Source organism: Streptomyces sp. N50 (assembly GCF_033335955.1).
In the GTDB taxonomy this organism is placed as follows: Bacteria; Actinomycetota; Actinomycetes; order Streptomycetales; family Streptomycetaceae; genus Streptomyces.
Genome location: NZ_CP137549.1, coordinates 15269 through 33264 on the forward strand (window position 1 = coordinate 15269; position 17996 = coordinate 33264).

Sequence of the window (17996 nt, forward strand, 5' to 3'; positions counted from 1 at the left end):
GGGGTCGGTCAGCTGCCCTCGACCGAGCCGATCACCGGCGGCTTGGGCGCGCCGCCGGTCACGGCGGTGCCCAGCGTCGCCTTCCACAGCTTCGCCCACGCGCCGCCGGCCTCGATCTTCTTCAGCCAGGCGTCGACGAACTTCTTCATCTCCGGGTCGGCCTTCGGCGTACCGATGCCGTACGGGTCGGTGGTGAAGGGCTGTCCGACCACCTTGACCGAGGGGTCGCGGTACTGCGTGCCGACGAGGATCGCCTGGTCGATCACGTAGGCGTCGGCCCGGCCCTGCTTGACGGCCTGCACGCACTGGCTGTTGCCGTCGAAGAGGATCACCTTCGACTTCGGGGCGAAGTCCTTGATGTCGTTGGCCGCCGTCGAACCGCTCTGCGTGCACACGGTCCTGCCGTTGAGGTCGTCCACCGACGTGATGGCGGTGTTGGCCTTCTTGACGAGGATCGCGTCGCCGGAGGAGTAGTACGGCCCGGCGAAGTCGACCTTCTTGGCCCGCTCCGGGGTGATCGAGTACGTGGCGAACACCGTGTCGACGGTGCCGTTCCGGAGGAGCTGCTCACGAGTGGCCACGCTGACCTGGACCAGCTTGGTGGAGGTCTTCCCGGTGATGTACTTCGCGAGCATCGCGGCCAACCCCGCGTCGAATCCGGTGAGTTTGCCGGTGACGGGATCCTTGAGCGAGAAGAGCGCGGAGGTGTCGGTGCCGCCGACGATCAGCGTCCCGCGCTTCTTTATCTTCGCCATGAGGCTGCCGGCCGGTATCTGATCCGCGGACGCGACCGGGGCGGCGGCGAGGATCTCGTCGTAGGTCTTCGAGGCGTCCGCGGCGGCGGAACCGGACGAACCGGAGGCGGCCGGCAGGGTCGTGGACCCGCCGCAGGCGGTAAGGGTCAGGGCGAGCGCGGCCGTGGCGGAGGCGGCACCGAGGGCACGGCGGGGCCGGGACAGTCTCATCGGGCGGAATCCCTTTCGTCGTTGCGCGAATACGGGGTACGGCGAATACGAGTGCAGCGAATACGGAGTGCGGCGGCCGCCGGACTCAGTGGCTTCGGCGGCCTCAGTGGCTTGAACTGCTTCCGTGGCTTCTGCTGCTTCCGTGGCTTCCCTGCTTCAGTGGCTGAGGACCTTCGACAGGAATTCACGGGCCCGTTCGGTGCGGGGCGCGTCGAAGAATGCGTCGGGGGTGGCGGTCTCGTGGACGCGGCCCTCGTCGAGGAAGACGATCCGGTCGGCGACCCGTCGCGCGAACCCCATTTCGTGGGTGACGACGAGCATGGTCATCCCGTCGGCCGCCAGCGCGGCCATGACGTCGAGTACCTCGCCGACCGTTTCCGGGTCCAGTGCCGAGGTCGGTTCGTCGAAGAGCAGCACCTGCGGGTCCATCGCCAACGCCCGTGCGATGGCGACCCGTTGCTGCTGCCCGCCGGACAACTGCGCGGGCCGGGCGTCCGCCTTGTCGCCGAGTCCGACCCGGTCGAGGAGCTGCCGGGCCCGCTCGACGGCCTCCCGACGGGAGAGCCCGCGTACGCGGACCGGGGCGAGGGTGATGTTGTCGAGCACGCTGAGATGCCCGAAGAGGTTGAACGACTGGAAGACCATCCCCACCCGGGCCCGCAGCCGCGCGAGTTCGCCTCCCTCGTCGGGCAGGGGAACGCCCGCCAGGCTGATCAGTCCGGAGTCGACGGTCTCCAGCCGGTTGACGCACCGGCACAGCGTCGACTTCCCGGAACCGGACGCGCCGAGCAGGACGACGACCTCGCCGGTGTGGATATCGAGGTCGATGTCGCGCAGCACATGGTTTTCCCCGAAGTGCTTGTTCACTTTTTCGATACGTACGAGAACCTCAGGCACGTGATCAGCATCGTCGGCACCGCTCGCGGGCGTCCAATTCAAATGTCACCCGGAATTAATAAAGGCTCTTTATGCTTGCCGGATGTACGACCCCCGACAGTTGCAGGTCCTGGCCGAGGTCGCCCGTACCGGCACCTACACGGCCGCGGCCGACGCCCTCGGCTACACGCAGCCCGCGATCAGCTACCAGATGCGGATGCTGGAGCGGTCGGTCGGCGCCCCCTTGGTCACCCGTCGCGGGCGGGGCGTTCAACTCACCCCGGAGGGACGGGCGTTGGCCCGCCACGCGGGCACGGTGCTGGCAGCGCTGCGCACCGCCGAGGACGAACTGGCCGCGCTCACCGCTCCCGAGGCCGGCCGGGTCCGCCTCTCCGCGATGCAGAGCAGCTGCGTCAGCCTGGTTCCCCGCGCTCTCGGCACGCTCCGCCGGACGCGTCCGGAACTGGAGGTCACGGTCACCCAGGCCGAATGCCGCGTCTCGCACGGGCTGTTGCTGGAGGGCGCGGTCGAACTGGCGGTGATGTGCGACCTGGACTTCAACGACACGGATCCGTCCGGGAGTTCGGGCGGCACACGTGACAGCACCGGCTCACGTGACAGCACCGGTACACGTGACAGCACCGGCACCCCCGACAGCACGGGTGACCCGTCCGTCGCCGTGGACCCCCGCCTGCGCCGCGTCCCGCTGCTGACCGACCGCCGCTGTGTCCTGCTCCCGGCCGACCACCCGGCCGCCGCGTCGCCCACGGTGTCGTTGGCCGACCTCGCGGGCGAACGCTGGGTGCTGGAGTCCGGCCGTACCCGCTTCCTGGCCGCGTGCCGCGACGCCGGGTTCACACCCCGGATCGCCGCCACCGCCGACGACCAGCTGACCCTGCACAGCCTGGTCGCCAACCGCATCGGCCTCGCGGTCATGAACGAACTCGGTGTGACGGCCCACTTCGACCCCCGGGTCGTCGCCCGCCCCTCACCGACTGGCCGGTCCGCCGCGTCTTCGCCCTGCTCTGGCCGGACACGCTCCGCATCCCGGCGGCCGCCGCCCTCCTCCACGCACTGCGCGACACGGCCCGGCCGACGGACGACACACCCGTGCCGTCGTGACCGGGAGGCGCCCAACAGCCGGGATGGCGCAGGCCGTTGCCGGGCCGTACCACAGGAGCCGACAGGCCGGCTGATCTGTGAGCCGGCCGTCACTCCGGCCGACGCGGCGCCGTGGTCGACTCGCGCACCACCAGCCGGGAGCCGACCCGGATGAGCCGGCCGGCTCCCTCCTCGCCGGGCTCGCCGTTGTCGGGCTGGCTGTCGATGCGGCGCAGCAGTTGCTCAGCGGCGAGTTCGCCGAGGTCGCGGGCTCCGTTGTCGACGACGGTGATCGGCGGGTGCCAGTACGGAAACCAAGGGGCTTCCTCGTGGCACACGAGCGAGAGCTGCTCCGGCACCCGGACCCCGAGCTGCACCAGGGCTCCGAGCACCCCGAACGTCGCCTCGTGGTTGGCGCTGTACAGCGCGGTGGGCCGGTTGTCCGCGGCCATCAGCCGCATGGCCGCCTCCGCGCCGAACGGCACGGTGAAGGGACCCCGCGCGCACAGGGCGGGATCGGGTTCGAGTCCTGCGGTGGCCAGGGCCGCGGCGAATCCCGCGTAGCGGTCGCGTCCGGAGTCGACGTGGGGAGGGCCGCCGATGAAGGCGATGTTCCGGTGCCCGAGGTCGAGCAGATGACGGACGGCCAGTTCGGCGCCGTCCCGGTCGCTGGCCATCACGGAATCGCCGGGGGCGCTGTCGGGGGTGCGCATCAGGTTGACCACGGGGATACCGGCCGCGCTCACCTCCCGGACCGTCGCGGTGTTGTCGCCCGTGCCCACGATGATCAGGCCGTCGACGCGATGGTCCAACAGCATGTCCAGGTAACGGCGTTCGCGCGCCGGGTCCGAGTCGGTGACGCACAACAGCACCTGGTAGCCGCGTTCGTCCAGCCGTTGCTGGAGCACCTCGGTGATGCGGTGGAACGAGGCGTTCACCAGGTTCGTTATCACCAGCCCGACGAGGTTGCTGCGCCGGGTGCGCAGCCCGCTGGCGATCCGGTTGGGGCGGTAGCCGAGCCGTTCCGCCGCGGACTGCACCGCGCGCTTCGTCTGCGCACTGACCCGGCTGGAACCGCTGAGCACCCGTGAGGCCGTGCTCTTGGAGACCCCTGCCGCCTCGGCCACCTGGTCCAAGGTGACGGCCACCTGCCCACCCCCGATCATGAAATCGATCCCATACGACTCTTCTCATGCGTCGAGCCGTGATCGCCATCATGTCAGACGGGGTCGAGTCAGTGGCGTAAACAATGCGTTTCGCCAGCAGTTTCCGGCCAGAACGAGGTTGACCGGCGCCTCTGGCCGGTGTCACGGTGCTGTGCAATCGATCCCACAGAGTGGTCCCACAAGGCGAAGTCCCGACGGGACGTCCTGACGGGACGGACACTCGATCGGAGCACACACGATGAACACCTCCGGCGCCGCTCCCTGGCGCGGCTACTGGCCGGCCGCACCCACCCCCTTCGCCGCCGACGGCTCCCTCGACGAGGACGCCTGGCGCGCACTGCTCGCGCTGTACGCCGAGCACGGCGTGCACGGAGTCCTGGTGAACGGCACGACCGGCGAGTGGTTCTCCCAGACCCCCGAGGAGCGCCGCCGGGTCGCCGAGATCGCGGTCGCCGAACTCTCCGGACAGATACCGGTGGTGATCGGCTGCGGCGCGTACACCGCGGCCGAGTCCGCCCGCTACGGCGAGCACGCCCGCTCGATCGGCGCGGACGGCATCCTCACCACCCCGCCGCCGTACGTCCATCCGAGCCAGGACGAGATCCACGCCTTCTACGCCACTCTCGCCGGGGCGGTCGACCTGCCGCTCATGGTCTACAACTGGCCGCGCGGCACCGCCGTCGACATCACTGTCAACACCCTCGTCAAACTGGCCGAGTTGGACACCGTGGTGGCCGTCAAGGACAGCTCCGGCGACGAGTTGAAGGTCGCGGACACCTGCGCCGCCCTGGCCGGCAAGGTCCAGGTCTTCGGCCGCTTCATCCACCGCCGGGGCATGGCCGTCATGGCCGAGTTCGGCGGCGCCGGGAACATCGACGGCGGCGCCCTCGGCGCCCCCTTCGCCGTCCCCTTCTACGAGGCCTACTGGGCAGGCGACTTGACCCTCGCCCGGGAATGGTCCGCACGCTACGAACGTCTTGTGAACCTGCTCGTCAACGACGACTACAGCTCACGGTTCGCCTCACCCACCTCGCAGCTCAAAGCCGCCATGCGGCTGCTCGGGCAGCCCGGAGGGCACGTACGCCCCCCGCTGCTCCCCCTGGAGGACCCGTCCGCGCTGCTCGGCCTGTCCGAGGCGCTCGACGAGGCCGGGCTGCACCCCTGTTCCACCAGCACCGGAAAAAGGTGAACCGACCGTGCGCAGACTTCTCATCGCGGCCTCCTCAGCCGCCGCCCTCCTTCTGACCGTGACGGCCTGCGGCAGCGAGGACTCGTCCTCGTCGTCGGCCGCCGCGGTCCCGACCGGCTGCACGCCCAAGGTGGGCAAGGCCGACCTCGTCAAGGCGGGCACACTGACGATCTCGACCAACGCGACGCTGCCGCCCATGCAGTACCTGGACGCCTCCAACAAGATCGTCGGCATGCGGGTGGACCTCGGCGACGAGATAGCCAAACTCCTCTGTCTCACGCCGAAGTTCGTCAACATCCCTTCGACGCGCAGATCCCCGGCGTGCAGTCCGGCCGCTGGGACATGATCGACACCGGGATGTTCTACACACCGGAGCGCGCCAAGACCGTCAAGCTCGTCCCGTACGAGGTCCAGGGCGTCTCGATCTCCGTCGCCAAGGGCAACCCGAAGAAGATCACCTCCGAGGACGACCTCTCCGGAAAGACCATCGCCGTGGAAGCGCCCGGCTACGAGTTCGACACCCTCACCGCGCTCAACAAGGAACTGAAGGCGGCCGGCAAGAAGCAGGTCACCGTCCGCACCTTCACCACCACCGCCGACGCCTACCAGGCACTGTCCGCGGGCCAGGTCGAGGGCGTGGCCATCGTCGAGGCGGTCACCAGCTACTACCAGAAGGACGGCCGCTTCGAGACGGCGGTCAAGGGCATGAACCCCGCCCCGCTCGCGCTCGGTTTCGGCAAGCAGAAGCCCGCCGACGCGGTCGCGGACGCGCTCAACACCCTTCGCAGCAACGGGTACTTGGCCACCTTGTACAAGAAGTACGGCGTCACGGCCTACACCGGTGACCTCAAGGTGACCACCGGCGCGATCAGCGCCAAGTAACCCGATCAGCGCCACGTAACCAGCGAAGGGCGAGAGCCATGTGGTCCTGGGATGCCTTCTTCGACTTCCTCACCAACCCCCAGCTCATCCAGGGAGCCTGGACGACGATCTGGCTGACCGCGGTCAGCATGGCGCTCGCCCTTCCGCTCGCCGTACTCGTGGCGCTCGGCCGGGCGTCGCGTATCGCACCGGTCCGCGCGGTCACGGGCTTCTACGTGTGGCTGATGCGCGGCACCCCTCTCCTGGTCCAACTGGTCATCATCTACACGGGGTTGCCCCAGCTTGGCCTGCGCCTCGGTGTGATCAGCGCGGCCCTGACCGGCCTGGTCCTCAACGAGGCGGCGTACCTCTCGGAGATCGTCCGCGCCGGGGTGATGTCGGTCCCGCGCGGCCAGTCCGAGGCCGCCCGCGCGCTGGGCATGCCGCCCTGGAAGGTGTTCCGGGTGGTCGTCATGCCGCAGGCGCTGCGGGTGATGGTCCCGCCGCTCGGCAACAGCTTCAACGGACTCCTCAAGACGACCACGCTCGTCTCGGTGATCTCCGTCGAAGAACTGCTGCGCCGCACGCAGTTCGCCGTCCAGACCAACTTCCGTGTCCTGGAAGGCCTTACGGCAGCCGCCCTGTACTACCTGGCGATGACCACTCTGTGGGGACTTCTCCAGCGGTGGCTGGAGATCCGGGTGGGCCGCGGTCACGAGAACAGGCCGAGCAGTAGCCGCCGCATGAAGAGCGCGGTCCTCGAATTGGAGACCCGATGAACACCGAGACGGTCGTCGAAGCGCGCCAAGTACGCAAGTCCTACGGCGGAGTCGAGGTCCTCAAAGGCATCGACCTGACCGTCCGGCGAGGCGAAGTCATCCTCGTCCTGGGCCCTTCGGGCGGCGGCAAGAGCACCTTCCTGCGCACCCTCAACCACCTGGAGACCCCCGACTCGGGCACCGTCAGCATCTGCGGCGAACGGATCGGCTACGGCGAGAAGGGCGCCCTGCGGGAGAATCGCATCGCCGTCCAGCGGCGGCGCACCGGCATGGTGTTCCAGCAGTTCAACCTGTTCCCGAACATGACCGCGATGGACAACGTGGCGTCCGGTCCGGTGCATGTGAACGGTGTCTCCAAGTCCGAAGCACGCCTCGCGGCAGGCGAGTTGCTGGCCATGGTGGGACTCGCCGACAAGACCGGCTCCTACCCCGCCCAACTCTCCGGCGGCCAGCAGCAGCGGGTGGCCATCGCCCGTGCCCTGGCGATGCGCCCGGAGCTGCTGCTCTTCGACGAACCCACCTCGGCGCTCGACCCGGAGATGGTCGGCGAGGTCCTCGACGTCATGGTCCGGCTCCGCGAGGAGGGCATGACCATGATCGTCGTCAGCCATGAGATGGGCTTCGCCCGGGCGGCGGCCGACCGGGTCGCCTTCATCGCCGACGGCCTGGTGGTGGAGGACAAGTCCCCGGACCTCTTCTTCTCCGCGCCGGAACACGAACGCACCCGCCAGTTCCTGGACCGCGTCCTGTGAAGCCCCCACCCCTCTTGACCTCTGTGAGCACAGCCATGAGCACCAACTCCCGGCCGGAGAAGGTCACTTTGACCATCGACGGCACCCCCGGCCAGGCCTGGGCAGGCCAGTCCGTGACCGCCGCCCTGGTCGCGGCCGGCATTTGGCCGCTGCGCCGCAACCCGGTCAACGGCCAGCTGCGCGGCCCCTTCTGCGGAATGGGCGTCTGCCTGGAGTGCGAGGTGACCATCAACGGCCGCCCCGGCACACGGAGTTGCACCGCGCACGTCACCGACGGCATGGACATCAGCACCCACACCGAGCCTCTGCCGACGGCCGCCCATGGCTGACGTCATGGCGGACTCGGAGGCGGACGTCGCGGTCATCGGGGGCGGGCCGGCCGGGCTGCACGCGGCGCTGGTCCTGGCCCGGGGCGGCCTGAGCGTCGTCCTGCTCGACGAGTCCGACACCCTGGGCGGCCAGTACTACAAGCGCCGGGCCGAGCAACTCACCGCCGCCTTCGGCGACTTCCGCCCGCGCGGCACCGAACTGATCGCCCAGGTGCGGGCCGCCGGGGTCGACTGCCGTACCGGCACCCTGGTCTGGGGTGCCGAGGACGGGGGCCGCACGCTCTTCACCTCCGACGTCCACACGGGCGCCCTCGGTCGCATCAGCACCCGGGCCACACTCGCCGCCACCGGCGCCTACGAACGCACTCACCCCTTCCCGGGCTGGACGCTGCCGGGCGTGGTCACCCCCGGGTTCGCCCTGCACCTGGCCACCATGGACCGCGTTCCCGTGGGCCGACGGGTCGTGCTGGCCGGGACCGGCCCGTTCCTGCTGCCGGTCGCCTGCGCGCTGCTGGAGGTGGGCGCCCGGATCGAGGCGCTGGTCGAGCTCAACCATCCGTACCGGCCCGGGATTTCGTCGATCGGCGGGGCGCTGCGACAGCCCGCCCGGCTCGCGGAGGCGGCCCGCTATCTGCTGACCCTGGCCCGGCACGGCGTCCGCGTCGAACAGGGCGCCCGCGTGCTGGCGGCGCACGGCGACACCCAGGTCACCGCCGTGGACATCGGCCAAGAGGACGGCAGCGTACGGCAGTTGGAGACCGACGCGCTGTGCGTGGGCTTCGGTTTCCGCCCCAGCACCGAACTCCCCCGACTGCTGGGCTGCCGTACCGAGCCGGACGCGACCGGCACGGAACAGCTCCCGGTCGTGGACGCGGACGGCGCGACCTCGGTCGACGGCCTGTACGTCGCCGGGGACTGTGCCGGTATCGCGGGCGTGCACGCGGCCGGCGTACGGGGACAGCTCACCGCCCACGCGATCCTGCGCCGCCTCGCACCCGAACGCACGCCGGTGCGGGTGGCCGGGCTGCGCCGCCGGGCACGCGCCCTGGACCGTTTCGCCGAACTGGCCGACCGCCTCTACCCGTTGCCGGCCACGGCCGACATCCCCGACGCCACCCAGGTCTGCCGCTGCGAGAGCGTCAGCGCGGGCGAGATCCGGCAGGCCGCCGCGACCGGCTGGAACGACCTGCACGGCACCAAGGCCGCCACCCGCGCCGGCATGGGCCCCTGCCAGGGCCGCGAATGCGGCCACATCGTCGCGGCGTTGACCGGACGGAGCGAGGGGGGGCCGGAGTGCTTCGCGGCCCGGATGCCGATACGGCCGCTGCCCATGGCCGCGACGGTCGAAGGGCAGGAGGTCCCGTGACCCGGCCCGACGTCATAGTCATCGGCGCGGGCATCCTCGGCGCCAGTGCCGCCTTCCACCTCGCCGAACTTGGTTACCGCGTCGTGGTGTTGGAGCGCGGCGCACCCAACCGCGAGGGCTCCGGCACCACCGCGGGCAACCTCCACATCCAGGCGATCCACACCCGCCGCCCGGGCCAGGATGTCCCGGTCGACAGCGCCCGCCTGCTGCCCCTCCAACGCCGGGCGTCGGACCACTGGTCGCAGATCGAGGAACGGCTCGGCGCGGACGTGGAGTTGCGGCGCGGCGGCGGCTTCATGGTCGCCGAAACCGCCGTACAGGAAGAGGAGTTGAGGGAGAAGCACGAGTGGGAGCGGCGGGCGGGCATCCCCACCGAGGTGCTCACCGGTGACGAGGCCCGCAAGCAGTTGCCGTTGCTCTCCGACCGGGTACGCGCGGCCAGTTGGTGCCCGCTCGACGGATACGCCAACCCGCTCCTGATCACCCCCGCCTATCTGACCGCGGCCCGCCGTCTCGGCGCCGAACTGCACGCCTTCACCCCGGTGACCGGCATCCAGCGGGTCGGCGACGACTACAAGGTGCTTTCGGGCGACCGGAGTTGGACCGCGCCCGTGGTCGTCAACGTGGCCGGGCCGTGGATCACCGGGATCTCCGCACTCGCCGGAGTGGGGATCCGGATGTCCCCGGTCGCGATCCAGATGCACGTGACCGTGCGGGTCCCGCCGGTCATGCACCACCTGGTCCAGCACATCGGCGAGGGCATGTCGGTCAAGCAGGTCAGCGCGGGCAACCTGCTGATCGGCGGCGGCTGGCCCGCGGCACGGCTCGACATGGAGGGGCGCAGCACCGTCAGCGTGCCCAGCATGGCAGGCAACCTCGCCCAGGCAGGGCGCATCCTGCCGTTCCTCGGAGACCTGCGGCTGCTGCGCATGTGGGCCGGACCGCTGGCCGCGACCCCGGACGAGATGCCGGTGATCGGCGAAGTCCCGGGCCACCCCGGGTTCTTCGTCGCGGGCGGCACCTACGCCTTCACCCTCGCCCCGGTGTGGGGCGACACGCTGGCCCGCCAGATCGCCGGCGAGCCCCCGGCCGACCCGGTCGACGACCTGGGTCCCGGCCGCCTGTTGCACGACGACGCCACCGCTCCCGTATCCCCCTGAAAGGCACTCCCCCATGACCCTGAGAATGTTCGTCAACGGCCAGGCCATGTCCGGAGGCACCCTCAACCACGCGCTGAGCGAGGCCCGCCTCCTCGGCCCCGCCCGCACGGCACCCACGTACCAGTTCTTCTCCGTACGTGACGAGTTCCCCGGCCTGCACCCGGTCGCGGAAGGCGGCGCCTCGATCAACGGCGAGGTGTACGAGGTCAGTTACGAGGTGCTGCGCGAGCGGCTGCTGCCCGAGGAGCCCGAAGAACTCGAACTCGGTGTGATCGCGCTGGCGGACGGCTCGGGTTCCTTCTCGATGCGGATGCGCGCCTCCGCGCTGACGGCCCCTGACGTCGTCGACATCACCGCCCACGGCGGCTGGCACGCCTACCTCGCCTCTCTCTGACACTTCGCCCTCGCTGGAGGTCCGCCATGCCCAACCCCTCATCGATCGAACCCGTCCGACCTGTCGACCTCGTCGTCCGGGGCGGCACCGTGGTCAACGCCGACTGGCAGGGCGCCGCGGACGTCCTGGTGGGCGGCGGCAAGGTGCTCGGGGTGGTGGAGCCGGGCGCGTACCGCGCCCAACAGGCCCCTGGCACGGCCGAGTTGGATGCCTCCGGACGCCTCGTGCTGCCCGGCGGCGTGGACCCGCACTGCCATGTCGGCTTCACCTCGGGGGACTTCACCTCCCTCGACGACTACCGTCAGGCCACCACGGCGGCCGTCTTCGGCGGTACGACCACGATCGTGGACTTCGCCATCCCGCGCCCCGGCGAGAACCCGGCCGACGTCGCCGCCGTCCAACGCGCCAAAGCGGCACAGGGGTTGTGCGACAGCGCGCTGCACGGGTGCGTGGTCGAGTGGGACGACACCGTGCCGGAGCAGCTGCGGTCGCTGGCCTCCGACGGCATCGTCACGGTGAAGATGTTCACCACGTACCGCGGCGAGACCATGGCCGACGAGAAGACCATCCTCAACGTGATGACCACGCTGCGGGACCTCGGCGGCATGGTGGTCATCCACTGCGAGGCCGACCACATCATCGCGGACACGCAGGAGCGCGGCGAGGCGGCCGGGTCGATCAGCGCGTCCCATCACGCGGGTACGCGGCCGGAGTTGGCCGAGAACGCGTCGGTCGCCGAGATCCTCGCCATCGCGGAGTCGGTGTCGGCGCCGGTGTACTTCGTTCACCAGTCGACACCCGAGGCGGTCGACCTGGTGGCCCGTGCCCGCGGCCGGGGAGTGCGGGCGTTCACGGAGACGGTCGCCCACCACCTGGTCCTGGACGACACCGCGTACGCGGGCCCGCACCCCGAACGCTTCGTGTGCTGCCCTCCGTTGCGGGACGCCGGCACGGTCGCCGGACTGCGCTCACGACTCCTCATGGGCCAGGTGGCGACGATCGGCAGCGACCACTGCTGCTACGACACGGCACAGAAGGAGTCGGTGAGCCACGACGTACGGTCAATGCCCAACGGCCTGCCGGGAGTTGAGACGCGCATGCCGGTGATCTTCAGTGAGCTGGTGGTCAAGGGCGGCCTGCCGGTGGGCCGCTTCGTCGAGTTGATGTGCGCCAACCCGGCCCGGCTCAACGGCCTCTACCCCCGCAAGGGAGTCATCGCGCCCGGCTCGGACGCGGACCTGGCGATCTGGGACCCCACGGCCACCCGAACCGTCCGCAGTGCCGGCCTGCACATGGCCACGGACTACACGCCTTACGAGGGCATGTCCGTCACCGGCTGGCCGGAGACCGTCGTGGTGGGTGGCCGTCCGATCGTCATGGACGGCCGGCTGACGGATCCCGCCCCCCGGGGCCGCCACCTGCGCTCGGGCCCACTGAGCCGGTCCCTGGTCTGCTGACAAGCTCATGGTGCGCTGGTGATGCTCCACTGTTCGTCGATGACGGCGGTGGCGCGAGACGCGAGGTCGTACCGGGTCCAGCCGGGTTCGCCGTCCCGTATGAACGAGGTCCACGCCGCGTGCGTGCGGTCCGCCAGGTCGGCCGGTGGGTGGTGGGAGCCCAGCAGGGCAGTGTCGCCGTAGAGGGCGGGCAGGTCGGTGCGGTGGAAGACGAACGGGAGTTCCACGCAGTGGCAGGCGCCGAGCGTGCCGCCGAAGGCGGGTGAGCGCCAGGCGAACTCGTAGGCGAAGGTGCGGGCGCGCCGGTGGCGGGCGTGGGCGTCGGCGAGGAGTCGGCTGCCCTGGGCGAAGGTGTCCGTGATGAGCCGGCTCGCCAACTCGGCCGGCTGGGCGGCCGGTTGGTGAGTCCGGTACGCGGTGAGCTGTTCCCGGGGGTTGGTCAGCCGCCGTTCGGCGAGGGCGAGGAGCTGGGTGTCGGTCATGGGGGTGCCCGAGGGCACGGTGTAGAGGTTGGCCTCCTCACGGTTGGTGCCGATGAGCAGGTCCACGTCGGCGCCGTGGCCGTCGTGCACCGCGTCGGCGGGCTGCCGGTCCAGGGACCGGCCGTCGATGACGCATTTCACCGGGCTCTCGCCGAGTGAGGTGTCGAGTGGACCGTCCGGGATGACGACGACCGGGCCGATCGCGCCGAGTGCCTCCGTCAGCCGCCGGTCGTCAACGGCGCCCAGTTCTGCGGGAGTTGCCCGGACGCTCAGCGCGTCGGCCACCGCCCGGGTGGTCAGGGCGGCCTGTTCCGCGCTGATCGCCGCCGTTCCGCTGCCGCTCTGGCTGATCGCCCGGCTGAAGAGTCGTTCGCGCCGGGCCTGGGGGTTGGCGAGCAGTGCGGCGACGATCATCGCCCCGGCGGACTGCCCCGCGACGGTCACCTTGCCCGGGTCGCCGCCGAAGGCCGCCGCGTTCTCGGCCACCCAGCGGAGCGCGGCGACGACGTCGAGCAGTCCGCGGTTGGCCGGTGCGCCGGGAACGTCGAGCCAACCGGCGATCCCCAGGCGGTAGTTGAGGGTGACGGTGACGATGCCGTCGCGGGCGAAGGACGAGCCGTCGTAGAGCGGTGCCTGTCCCGTGCCCGAGATGAGGCCTCCGCCGTGCACGAAGACCAGCACCGGCAGCCCGCCGGAGGGGTCGGCGGGGGCGGTGACCGTCACGGTGAGGTAGCCGGGGTCCGGGATCCAGCCGGGGCCGAGGACCGGGGACAGGTCCAGGCCGCCGAAGCCGGAGCGGGCCCGGGCGGGCGCGGTTCCGCCGGGTACGGTCGCGTCCCGTACGCCGTCCCACCGTGCGGCCGGGGCGGGCGCCGCGAACCGGGCGGGACCGGTCACCGGGGCGGCGTAGGGGATCGACGCGAAGGTCCGTACGCCGGAGTGGAGGGTGCCGCGGACCGGTCCGCACGTCGTACGGACGACCGGCGCGCCGCTCACACCCGCTCCCCGAACGGGGCCCACGACTGGACGGTGTACGACGTGCCGGTCCGCCGCAACCGGGCCCCGGAACCGCCCCGCAGATGCGCCGGGAAGACCAACGCGCCCTGGTCGGCGGCCTGTTCCAGCACACGTCGCCGGGACGCGCGGGCCGCGACCGGGTCCTCGCAGAAGCAGCTGTTGGCGTCCGGCTCGATGAACTGCACCGGGTTGTGCAGCACATCGCCGACGAACACCGCCAGTTCACCGCCCGACCTCAGTGTGAGCACCGAGGAGCCCGGGGTGTGCCCCGGCGCGTACTCCAGACGCAGGGCACCGTCGATGTCGTAGGCGTCCTCCCAGAGCACGGCCTGGCCGGACTCCACGACCGGTGCGACGCTGTCGTCGAAGACGTTCGCGTTGGCTGCGGCGGTCCGGGCGACTCGGGTGCTGTCCGGGTGCCAGAAGTCGTGATCGGCACGCGGGATCAGGTAGCGGGCGTTCGGGAACGTCGGGACCCAATTCCCGTCCACCAAGCGGGTGTTCCAGCCGACGTGGTCGGCGTGCAGATGGGTGTTGACCACCAGGTCGACGTCCTCCGGCAGGACGTCGGCGGCGGCCAGCCGGGCCAGGAAGTCCGTGCCGCGATGGTCGAACGAGGGGGTGGCCGGGCGGGATTTGTCGTTGCCGACGCCGGTGTCCACGAGGATCGTGGCGCCCCCGCTGCGCAGGACGAACGTCTGCATCCGGGTCATCAGGAGCCCCGCGTCCGGGTCCCAGTGGTCGGGGGCGAGCCAGGAGCGGTTGTCGTCCCACACGTGGGGGCTGATGTCCGTGAACATGGCCGCAGGCGGGCGGGTGGGGGTCTCGAACTCCACCACACGCGTCACCTCGACGTCCCCGAGGCTGAAGGAATCCACACGCTGTCCTTTCCCGGGAGTGTTCAGCGGAGGTCGCGCAGACCGGCGACCAGGACATTGGGGTCCTCGGCCGTGACGTAGGCGGCGTTCAGCACATAGACGGTGGTGCCGCGCACTTCGATCGCCGTGGGGTTCTGCAGACCGTCCGCCGCGGTCAGGACAGTGGTCTGGTGCCCGTCGGGGCGGATGCGGACGACAGTGTTGGTGTGGTTGAGAGCGGCGAGCATCTCGTCCCCGGCGCCGGTGAACGTGAAGTCGTCCACGGTGGTCAACCCGGTTGCCCTGAGCTGGAGTTGACCCGGGCGGCCGCTCGGCAGGAGGGGGACGCGCAGGATGGTGCCGTCGTCCGTGTTGGACACCCACAGCGCGCCGTTGTGGACCTTGACGCCATTGGCGCCCGCGATGGCGGAGTAGGCGAGTTCGGGGGCGCTGAGCCAGGCGGTCGGGGTCCCGCCGGTGACGGGCACGGTCCAGATGGTGCCCCGTACGGAGTCGGCGATGTAGAGCCTGCCGGTGCGCCGGTCCAGGGCCATGCCGTTGGGCAGGCCGTCGGCGGGCAGGGCGGCGATGCGTTCCGGGGTCCCGTGCGGACGCAGCCGCCACACTCCCGTCAGGTCCGAAGTGCCGGTCGCGTAAAGAAAGTAGAGGGTTCCGTCGTCGGCCCGGACGATGCCCATCGTGGGCGCGAAGTGCAGGACGGGCGTGTTGACGCCGCCGTCGGCGGGCAGCGGCATGGTGGCCAGGATGTGCGTCCTGCAGTCGGTACCGACCCGGGCGACCTGCCGGGCCACCGAGAAGGTCACGTCGAGACTGCCGTCGGGTTCCAGCACGCCGTTCTCCGGTGTCTGTCCCTTGGCCAGGTCGAAGTGCGCGGCGACATGGGCGACTTGGGCCGCCGCTCCGACGGATGGGCTCGCGGTGGCCGCCCCTGAGGCGAACCCGAAGGTTCCGACCACGACGGCCGCGACCGTCAGGGCTGCTCCTGAAAGCTTCTTGTTCATGGTGTTCTCGTCCGTTCCGGCGCACGCGGACATGGCGCGGCCAGGGGGGTAGGTGCGATGAGGTCAGTAACGGGGGTATATGCGGCGGGAGTTGGCACTCCTGCCAGAGGCCCGGTCGCCGCTCGCCGGGTCAGAATGCTCTCAAAGTCGGTTTCAGCGGGGGCTGTTGGTGGCCGTGGGCCTGCGTTCCGCAGCTTCGGTGACTTCGGCGGGGTCGATGCTCGGCACAGTCGGGGTGTCGGTTCGGGCGAGGAGAGAAAGTGCCGCGGCGGACGCGGTGTCGGCGCCCGCCGTGGCCACGACGACGCGCTGCCCCTCTTCCTGGGGAACGTTCAGGGACTGCAGGTTGAGTTCCATGCGGCCGACGACCGGGTGGTGCATGCGGTACTCCGCGAGGGCCCACTTCCTGACCCCGTGCTCGGCCCACATCGTGGCGAACTCCGGGCTCTTCATGGTCAGTTCGCCGATGAGCGAGGCCAGCCGGGGATCGTCGGGGTGCCTACCGGCGGCGAGCCGGAGCTTGCCGACGACGTTCCTGGCCTTCTTCGGCCAGTCCACGAACAGGTCCCGGGTGTGCGCGTCCAGGAACACCAGCCGCGCCATGTTCGGGCGCAGATCGGGCTGTTCGGAGATCCGCGGGTCCAAGTGCCCGGCGAACAGGGCGTGTCCGGTGCGGTTCCAGGCCAGCACGTCGCTACGGCGGCCGAGCACGAGCGCGGGTGTCTCGCCGAGCGCGTCGACCAACTGCCGTGTCGCGTCGCCGACCCGCTCCGGCGCGGACCTGCGCCGGGCGGTCGTACGGCGTGGCGCGCTGGCCAGATCGTGCAGATGGGCGCGCTCGACCTCGTCGAGGCCGAGGGCACGGGCCAGCGCCTCCAGGACCTCGGGGGACGCGTTGAGCGAACTGCCCTGCTCCAGCCGCGTGTAGTAGGAGAGGCCCACCCCGGCGAGCTGGGCCAGTTCGTCGCGGCGCAGACCGGGCACCCGACGGCGCTCCCCGAAATCCGGGAGCCCCACATCCGCCGGCTGCAACTGGGCTCGGCGTGTCCTGAGGAACTCCCCCAACCGCGGCTTCTTGTTCATGCCCCCGAGTATCCGGCACCGGGACGCGGCACAGCCTGCCCCTGACAAGGGCAGGCTACGAACGGCGCCGGGACAGATGGGAAGGCGTGCGCCCGGGGGCGAGTCACCCTGCCGCAGGCAGCACCGCGCGTTCGTCCAGCAGCCCCTCGCCCCGCAGGTCGGTCCAGAGCTCCGGTGGGACGGGTGCGGCGAACGCGGCGATGTTGCGCCGTACCTCCTGCTCGGTGCGCATGCCGACCGCGACGCAGGCGACGGCGGGGTGGAGCAGCGGAAAGGCCATCGCGGCCTGCGGGACGGTCACGCCGTGCGCCTCGCAGACGTCGGCGATCCGGTGGGCCCGCGCCAGCAGTTCGGGACCGGCTTCGCCGTAGTCGTACCGCGCCCCCGCGGTCGGCCGATCGGTGGCCAGGAGGCCGGAGTTGAAGACGGAGGCGGCGACCACCGACACCCCGCGCCCGGTGCAGGCCGGCAGCAGTTCGTCCAGGGCGCTGTGGTCCAGCAGGGTGTGGCGACCGGAGAGCATCACCACGTCGGGGGCGGACTCCCGTACCAGGCGGGTGAGTTGGCCGGGGTGGTACATGCCCGCGCCGATCGCCCCGACCACGCCCTCGGCGCGCAGTTCGGCCAGCGCGGGGTAGCCGTGCCGCAGCGCCTCCTCGAAGTGCCGCTCGGCGTCGTGCAGATAGAGGACGTCGATCCGGTCGAGGCCGAGGCGGACGAGGGAGTCCTCGACGCTGCGGCGGATGCCGTCGCGGGTGAAGTCCCATACCCTGCGGTGGGTGGCCGGGACGGCGAAGGACTCGTCCATCCGTCCCTGCGGGTCCTGCGGTACGAGCAGCCGTCCGACCTTGGTGGACAGGGTGAACTCGGCCCGGGGCTTGCCGCGCAGCAGCTCTCCGATACGGCGTTCGGAGTGGCCGATGCCGTAGTGCGGCGAGGTGTCGTAGTAGCGGATGCCCGATTCCCAGGCGGCGTCGAGGGCCTGGGCGGCGGTGGCATCGTCCAGTGGTTCGAACAGTCCGCCCAACGGGCCGCCTCCGAAGCCCAGTTGAGTGACCTCGACGTCGGTGCGGCCGAGCCGGTGGGTGTCCATGTGGTGCTCCTTCGTGTGCGGGCTGTGTGGCGTGGTGACCTCAACCG

At 70.8% G+C, this 17996-nt stretch carries 17 protein-coding genes and 1 pseudogene; 10 read left to right on the forward strand and 8 right to left on the reverse strand.

Annotation, left to right across the window (positions count from 1 at the left end; translation table 11 throughout):
* Window positions 1-8: 8 nt before the first annotated feature.
* Both R2B38_RS00075 and R2B38_RS00080 read right to left on the reverse strand, forming a co-directional pair.
* A complete protein-coding gene (locus R2B38_RS00075; RefSeq protein WP_318014296.1) occupies window positions 9-965 on the reverse strand; it encodes a glutamate ABC transporter substrate-binding protein in 957 nt (318 codons plus the stop codon).
* Window positions 966-1121: 156 nt separating this feature from the next.
* A complete protein-coding gene (locus tag R2B38_RS00080; RefSeq protein ID WP_318014297.1) occupies window positions 1122-1862 on the reverse strand; it encodes an amino acid ABC transporter ATP-binding protein in 741 nt (246 codons plus the stop codon).
* Window positions 1863-1944: 82 nt separating this feature from the next.
* On the opposite strand from R2B38_RS00080, the gene R2B38_RS00085 reads away from it, so the two are divergent.
* Complete coding sequence (locus R2B38_RS00085) at window positions 1945-3117, forward strand: LysR family transcriptional regulator (protein ID WP_318014298.1); 1173 nt, start codon at window positions 1945-1947, stop codon at window positions 3115-3117.
* On the opposite strand, the gene R2B38_RS00090 is transcribed toward R2B38_RS00085, so the two are convergent.
* Entirely contained in the window at window positions 3053-4090 is a 1038-nt protein-coding gene (locus tag R2B38_RS00090; RefSeq protein WP_318014299.1) for a LacI family DNA-binding transcriptional regulator, read from the reverse strand. The genes R2B38_RS00085 and R2B38_RS00090 overlap by 65 nt on opposite strands.
* A 256-nt stretch (window positions 4091-4346) precedes the next feature.
* Here R2B38_RS00090 and R2B38_RS00095 point away from each other — a divergent pair, with 256 nt between their 5' ends.
* The 9 genes and pseudogenes from R2B38_RS00095 to hydA all read left to right on the forward strand — a co-directional run bounded on the left by R2B38_RS00095 (window position 4347) and on the right by hydA (window position 12395).
* A complete protein-coding gene (locus tag R2B38_RS00095) occupies window positions 4347-5297 on the forward strand; it encodes a dihydrodipicolinate synthase family protein (RefSeq protein ID WP_318014300.1) in 951 nt (316 codons plus the stop codon).
* A gap of 196 nt (window positions 5298-5493) precedes the next feature.
* Window positions 5494-6179: pseudogene (locus R2B38_RS00100) on the forward strand (ABC transporter substrate-binding protein).
* A gap of 38 nt (window positions 6180-6217) precedes the next feature.
* A complete protein-coding gene (locus tag R2B38_RS00105; protein WP_318014301.1) occupies window positions 6218-6937 on the forward strand; it encodes an amino acid ABC transporter permease in 720 nt (239 codons plus the stop codon).
* Entirely contained in the window at window positions 6934-7689 is a 756-nt protein-coding gene (locus tag R2B38_RS00110; RefSeq protein WP_318014302.1) for an amino acid ABC transporter ATP-binding protein, read from the forward strand. The genes R2B38_RS00105 and R2B38_RS00110 overlap by 4 nt, the downstream gene beginning before the upstream one ends.
* A 35-nt stretch (window positions 7690-7724) precedes the next feature.
* The gene (locus R2B38_RS00115; RefSeq protein ID WP_318014303.1) at window positions 7725-8018 is read left to right on the forward strand and encodes a (2Fe-2S)-binding protein; all 294 of its coding nucleotides are present in this window, start codon (window positions 7725-7727) and stop codon (window positions 8016-8018) included.
* Window positions 8019-8022: 4 nt separating this feature from the next.
* Window positions 8023-9384 (forward strand): FAD-dependent oxidoreductase, encoded by a 1362-nt coding sequence (locus R2B38_RS00120; RefSeq protein ID WP_318014304.1) that lies wholly within the window; start codon window positions 8023-8025, stop codon window positions 9382-9384.
* Window positions 9381-10544: an FAD-dependent oxidoreductase gene (locus tag R2B38_RS00125; protein WP_318014305.1), complete on the forward strand. Its 1164-nt coding sequence runs from the start codon at window positions 9381-9383 to the stop codon at window positions 10542-10544. The genes R2B38_RS00120 and R2B38_RS00125 overlap by 4 nt, the downstream gene beginning before the upstream one ends.
* Before the next feature lie 13 nt (window positions 10545-10557).
* Window positions 10558-10938, forward strand: coding sequence for a gamma-glutamylcyclotransferase (locus tag R2B38_RS00130; RefSeq protein WP_318014306.1), 381 nt, complete (start codon window positions 10558-10560; stop codon window positions 10936-10938).
* 26 nt (window positions 10939-10964) lie between these two features.
* Entirely contained in the window at window positions 10965-12395 is a 1431-nt protein-coding gene (hydA, locus tag R2B38_RS00135) for a dihydropyrimidinase (protein WP_318014307.1), read from the forward strand.
* Window positions 12396-12400: 5 nt separating this feature from the next.
* On the opposite strand, the gene R2B38_RS00140 is transcribed toward hydA, so the two are convergent.
* The 5 genes from R2B38_RS00140 to R2B38_RS00160 form a co-directional block, all read right to left on the reverse strand.
* On the reverse strand, window positions 12401-13873 hold the full coding sequence (locus R2B38_RS00140; RefSeq protein WP_318014308.1) for a carboxylesterase/lipase family protein: 1473 nt from the start codon (window positions 13871-13873) through the stop codon (window positions 12401-12403).
* Complete coding sequence (locus R2B38_RS00145) at window positions 13870-14772, reverse strand: MBL fold metallo-hydrolase (RefSeq protein ID WP_318014309.1); 903 nt, start codon at window positions 14770-14772, stop codon at window positions 13870-13872. Before R2B38_RS00145 ends, R2B38_RS00140 begins: the two co-directional genes overlap by 4 nt.
* Before the next feature lie 23 nt (window positions 14773-14795).
* Window positions 14796-15773 carry a hypothetical protein gene (locus R2B38_RS00150; protein WP_318014310.1) on the reverse strand — a complete coding sequence of 326 codons (978 nt, stop codon included), beginning with the start codon at window positions 15771-15773 and terminating at the stop codon, window positions 14796-14798.
* A 153-nt stretch (window positions 15774-15926) separates the two neighbouring features.
* Window positions 15927-16856: a helix-turn-helix transcriptional regulator gene (locus R2B38_RS00155; RefSeq protein WP_318014311.1), complete on the reverse strand. Its 930-nt coding sequence runs from the start codon at window positions 16854-16856 to the stop codon at window positions 15927-15929.
* 103 nt (window positions 16857-16959) lie between these two features.
* Window positions 16960-17949, reverse strand: coding sequence for an aldo/keto reductase (locus R2B38_RS00160; protein WP_318014312.1), 990 nt, complete (start codon window positions 17947-17949; stop codon window positions 16960-16962).
* Window positions 17950-17996: the final 47 nt, after the last annotated feature.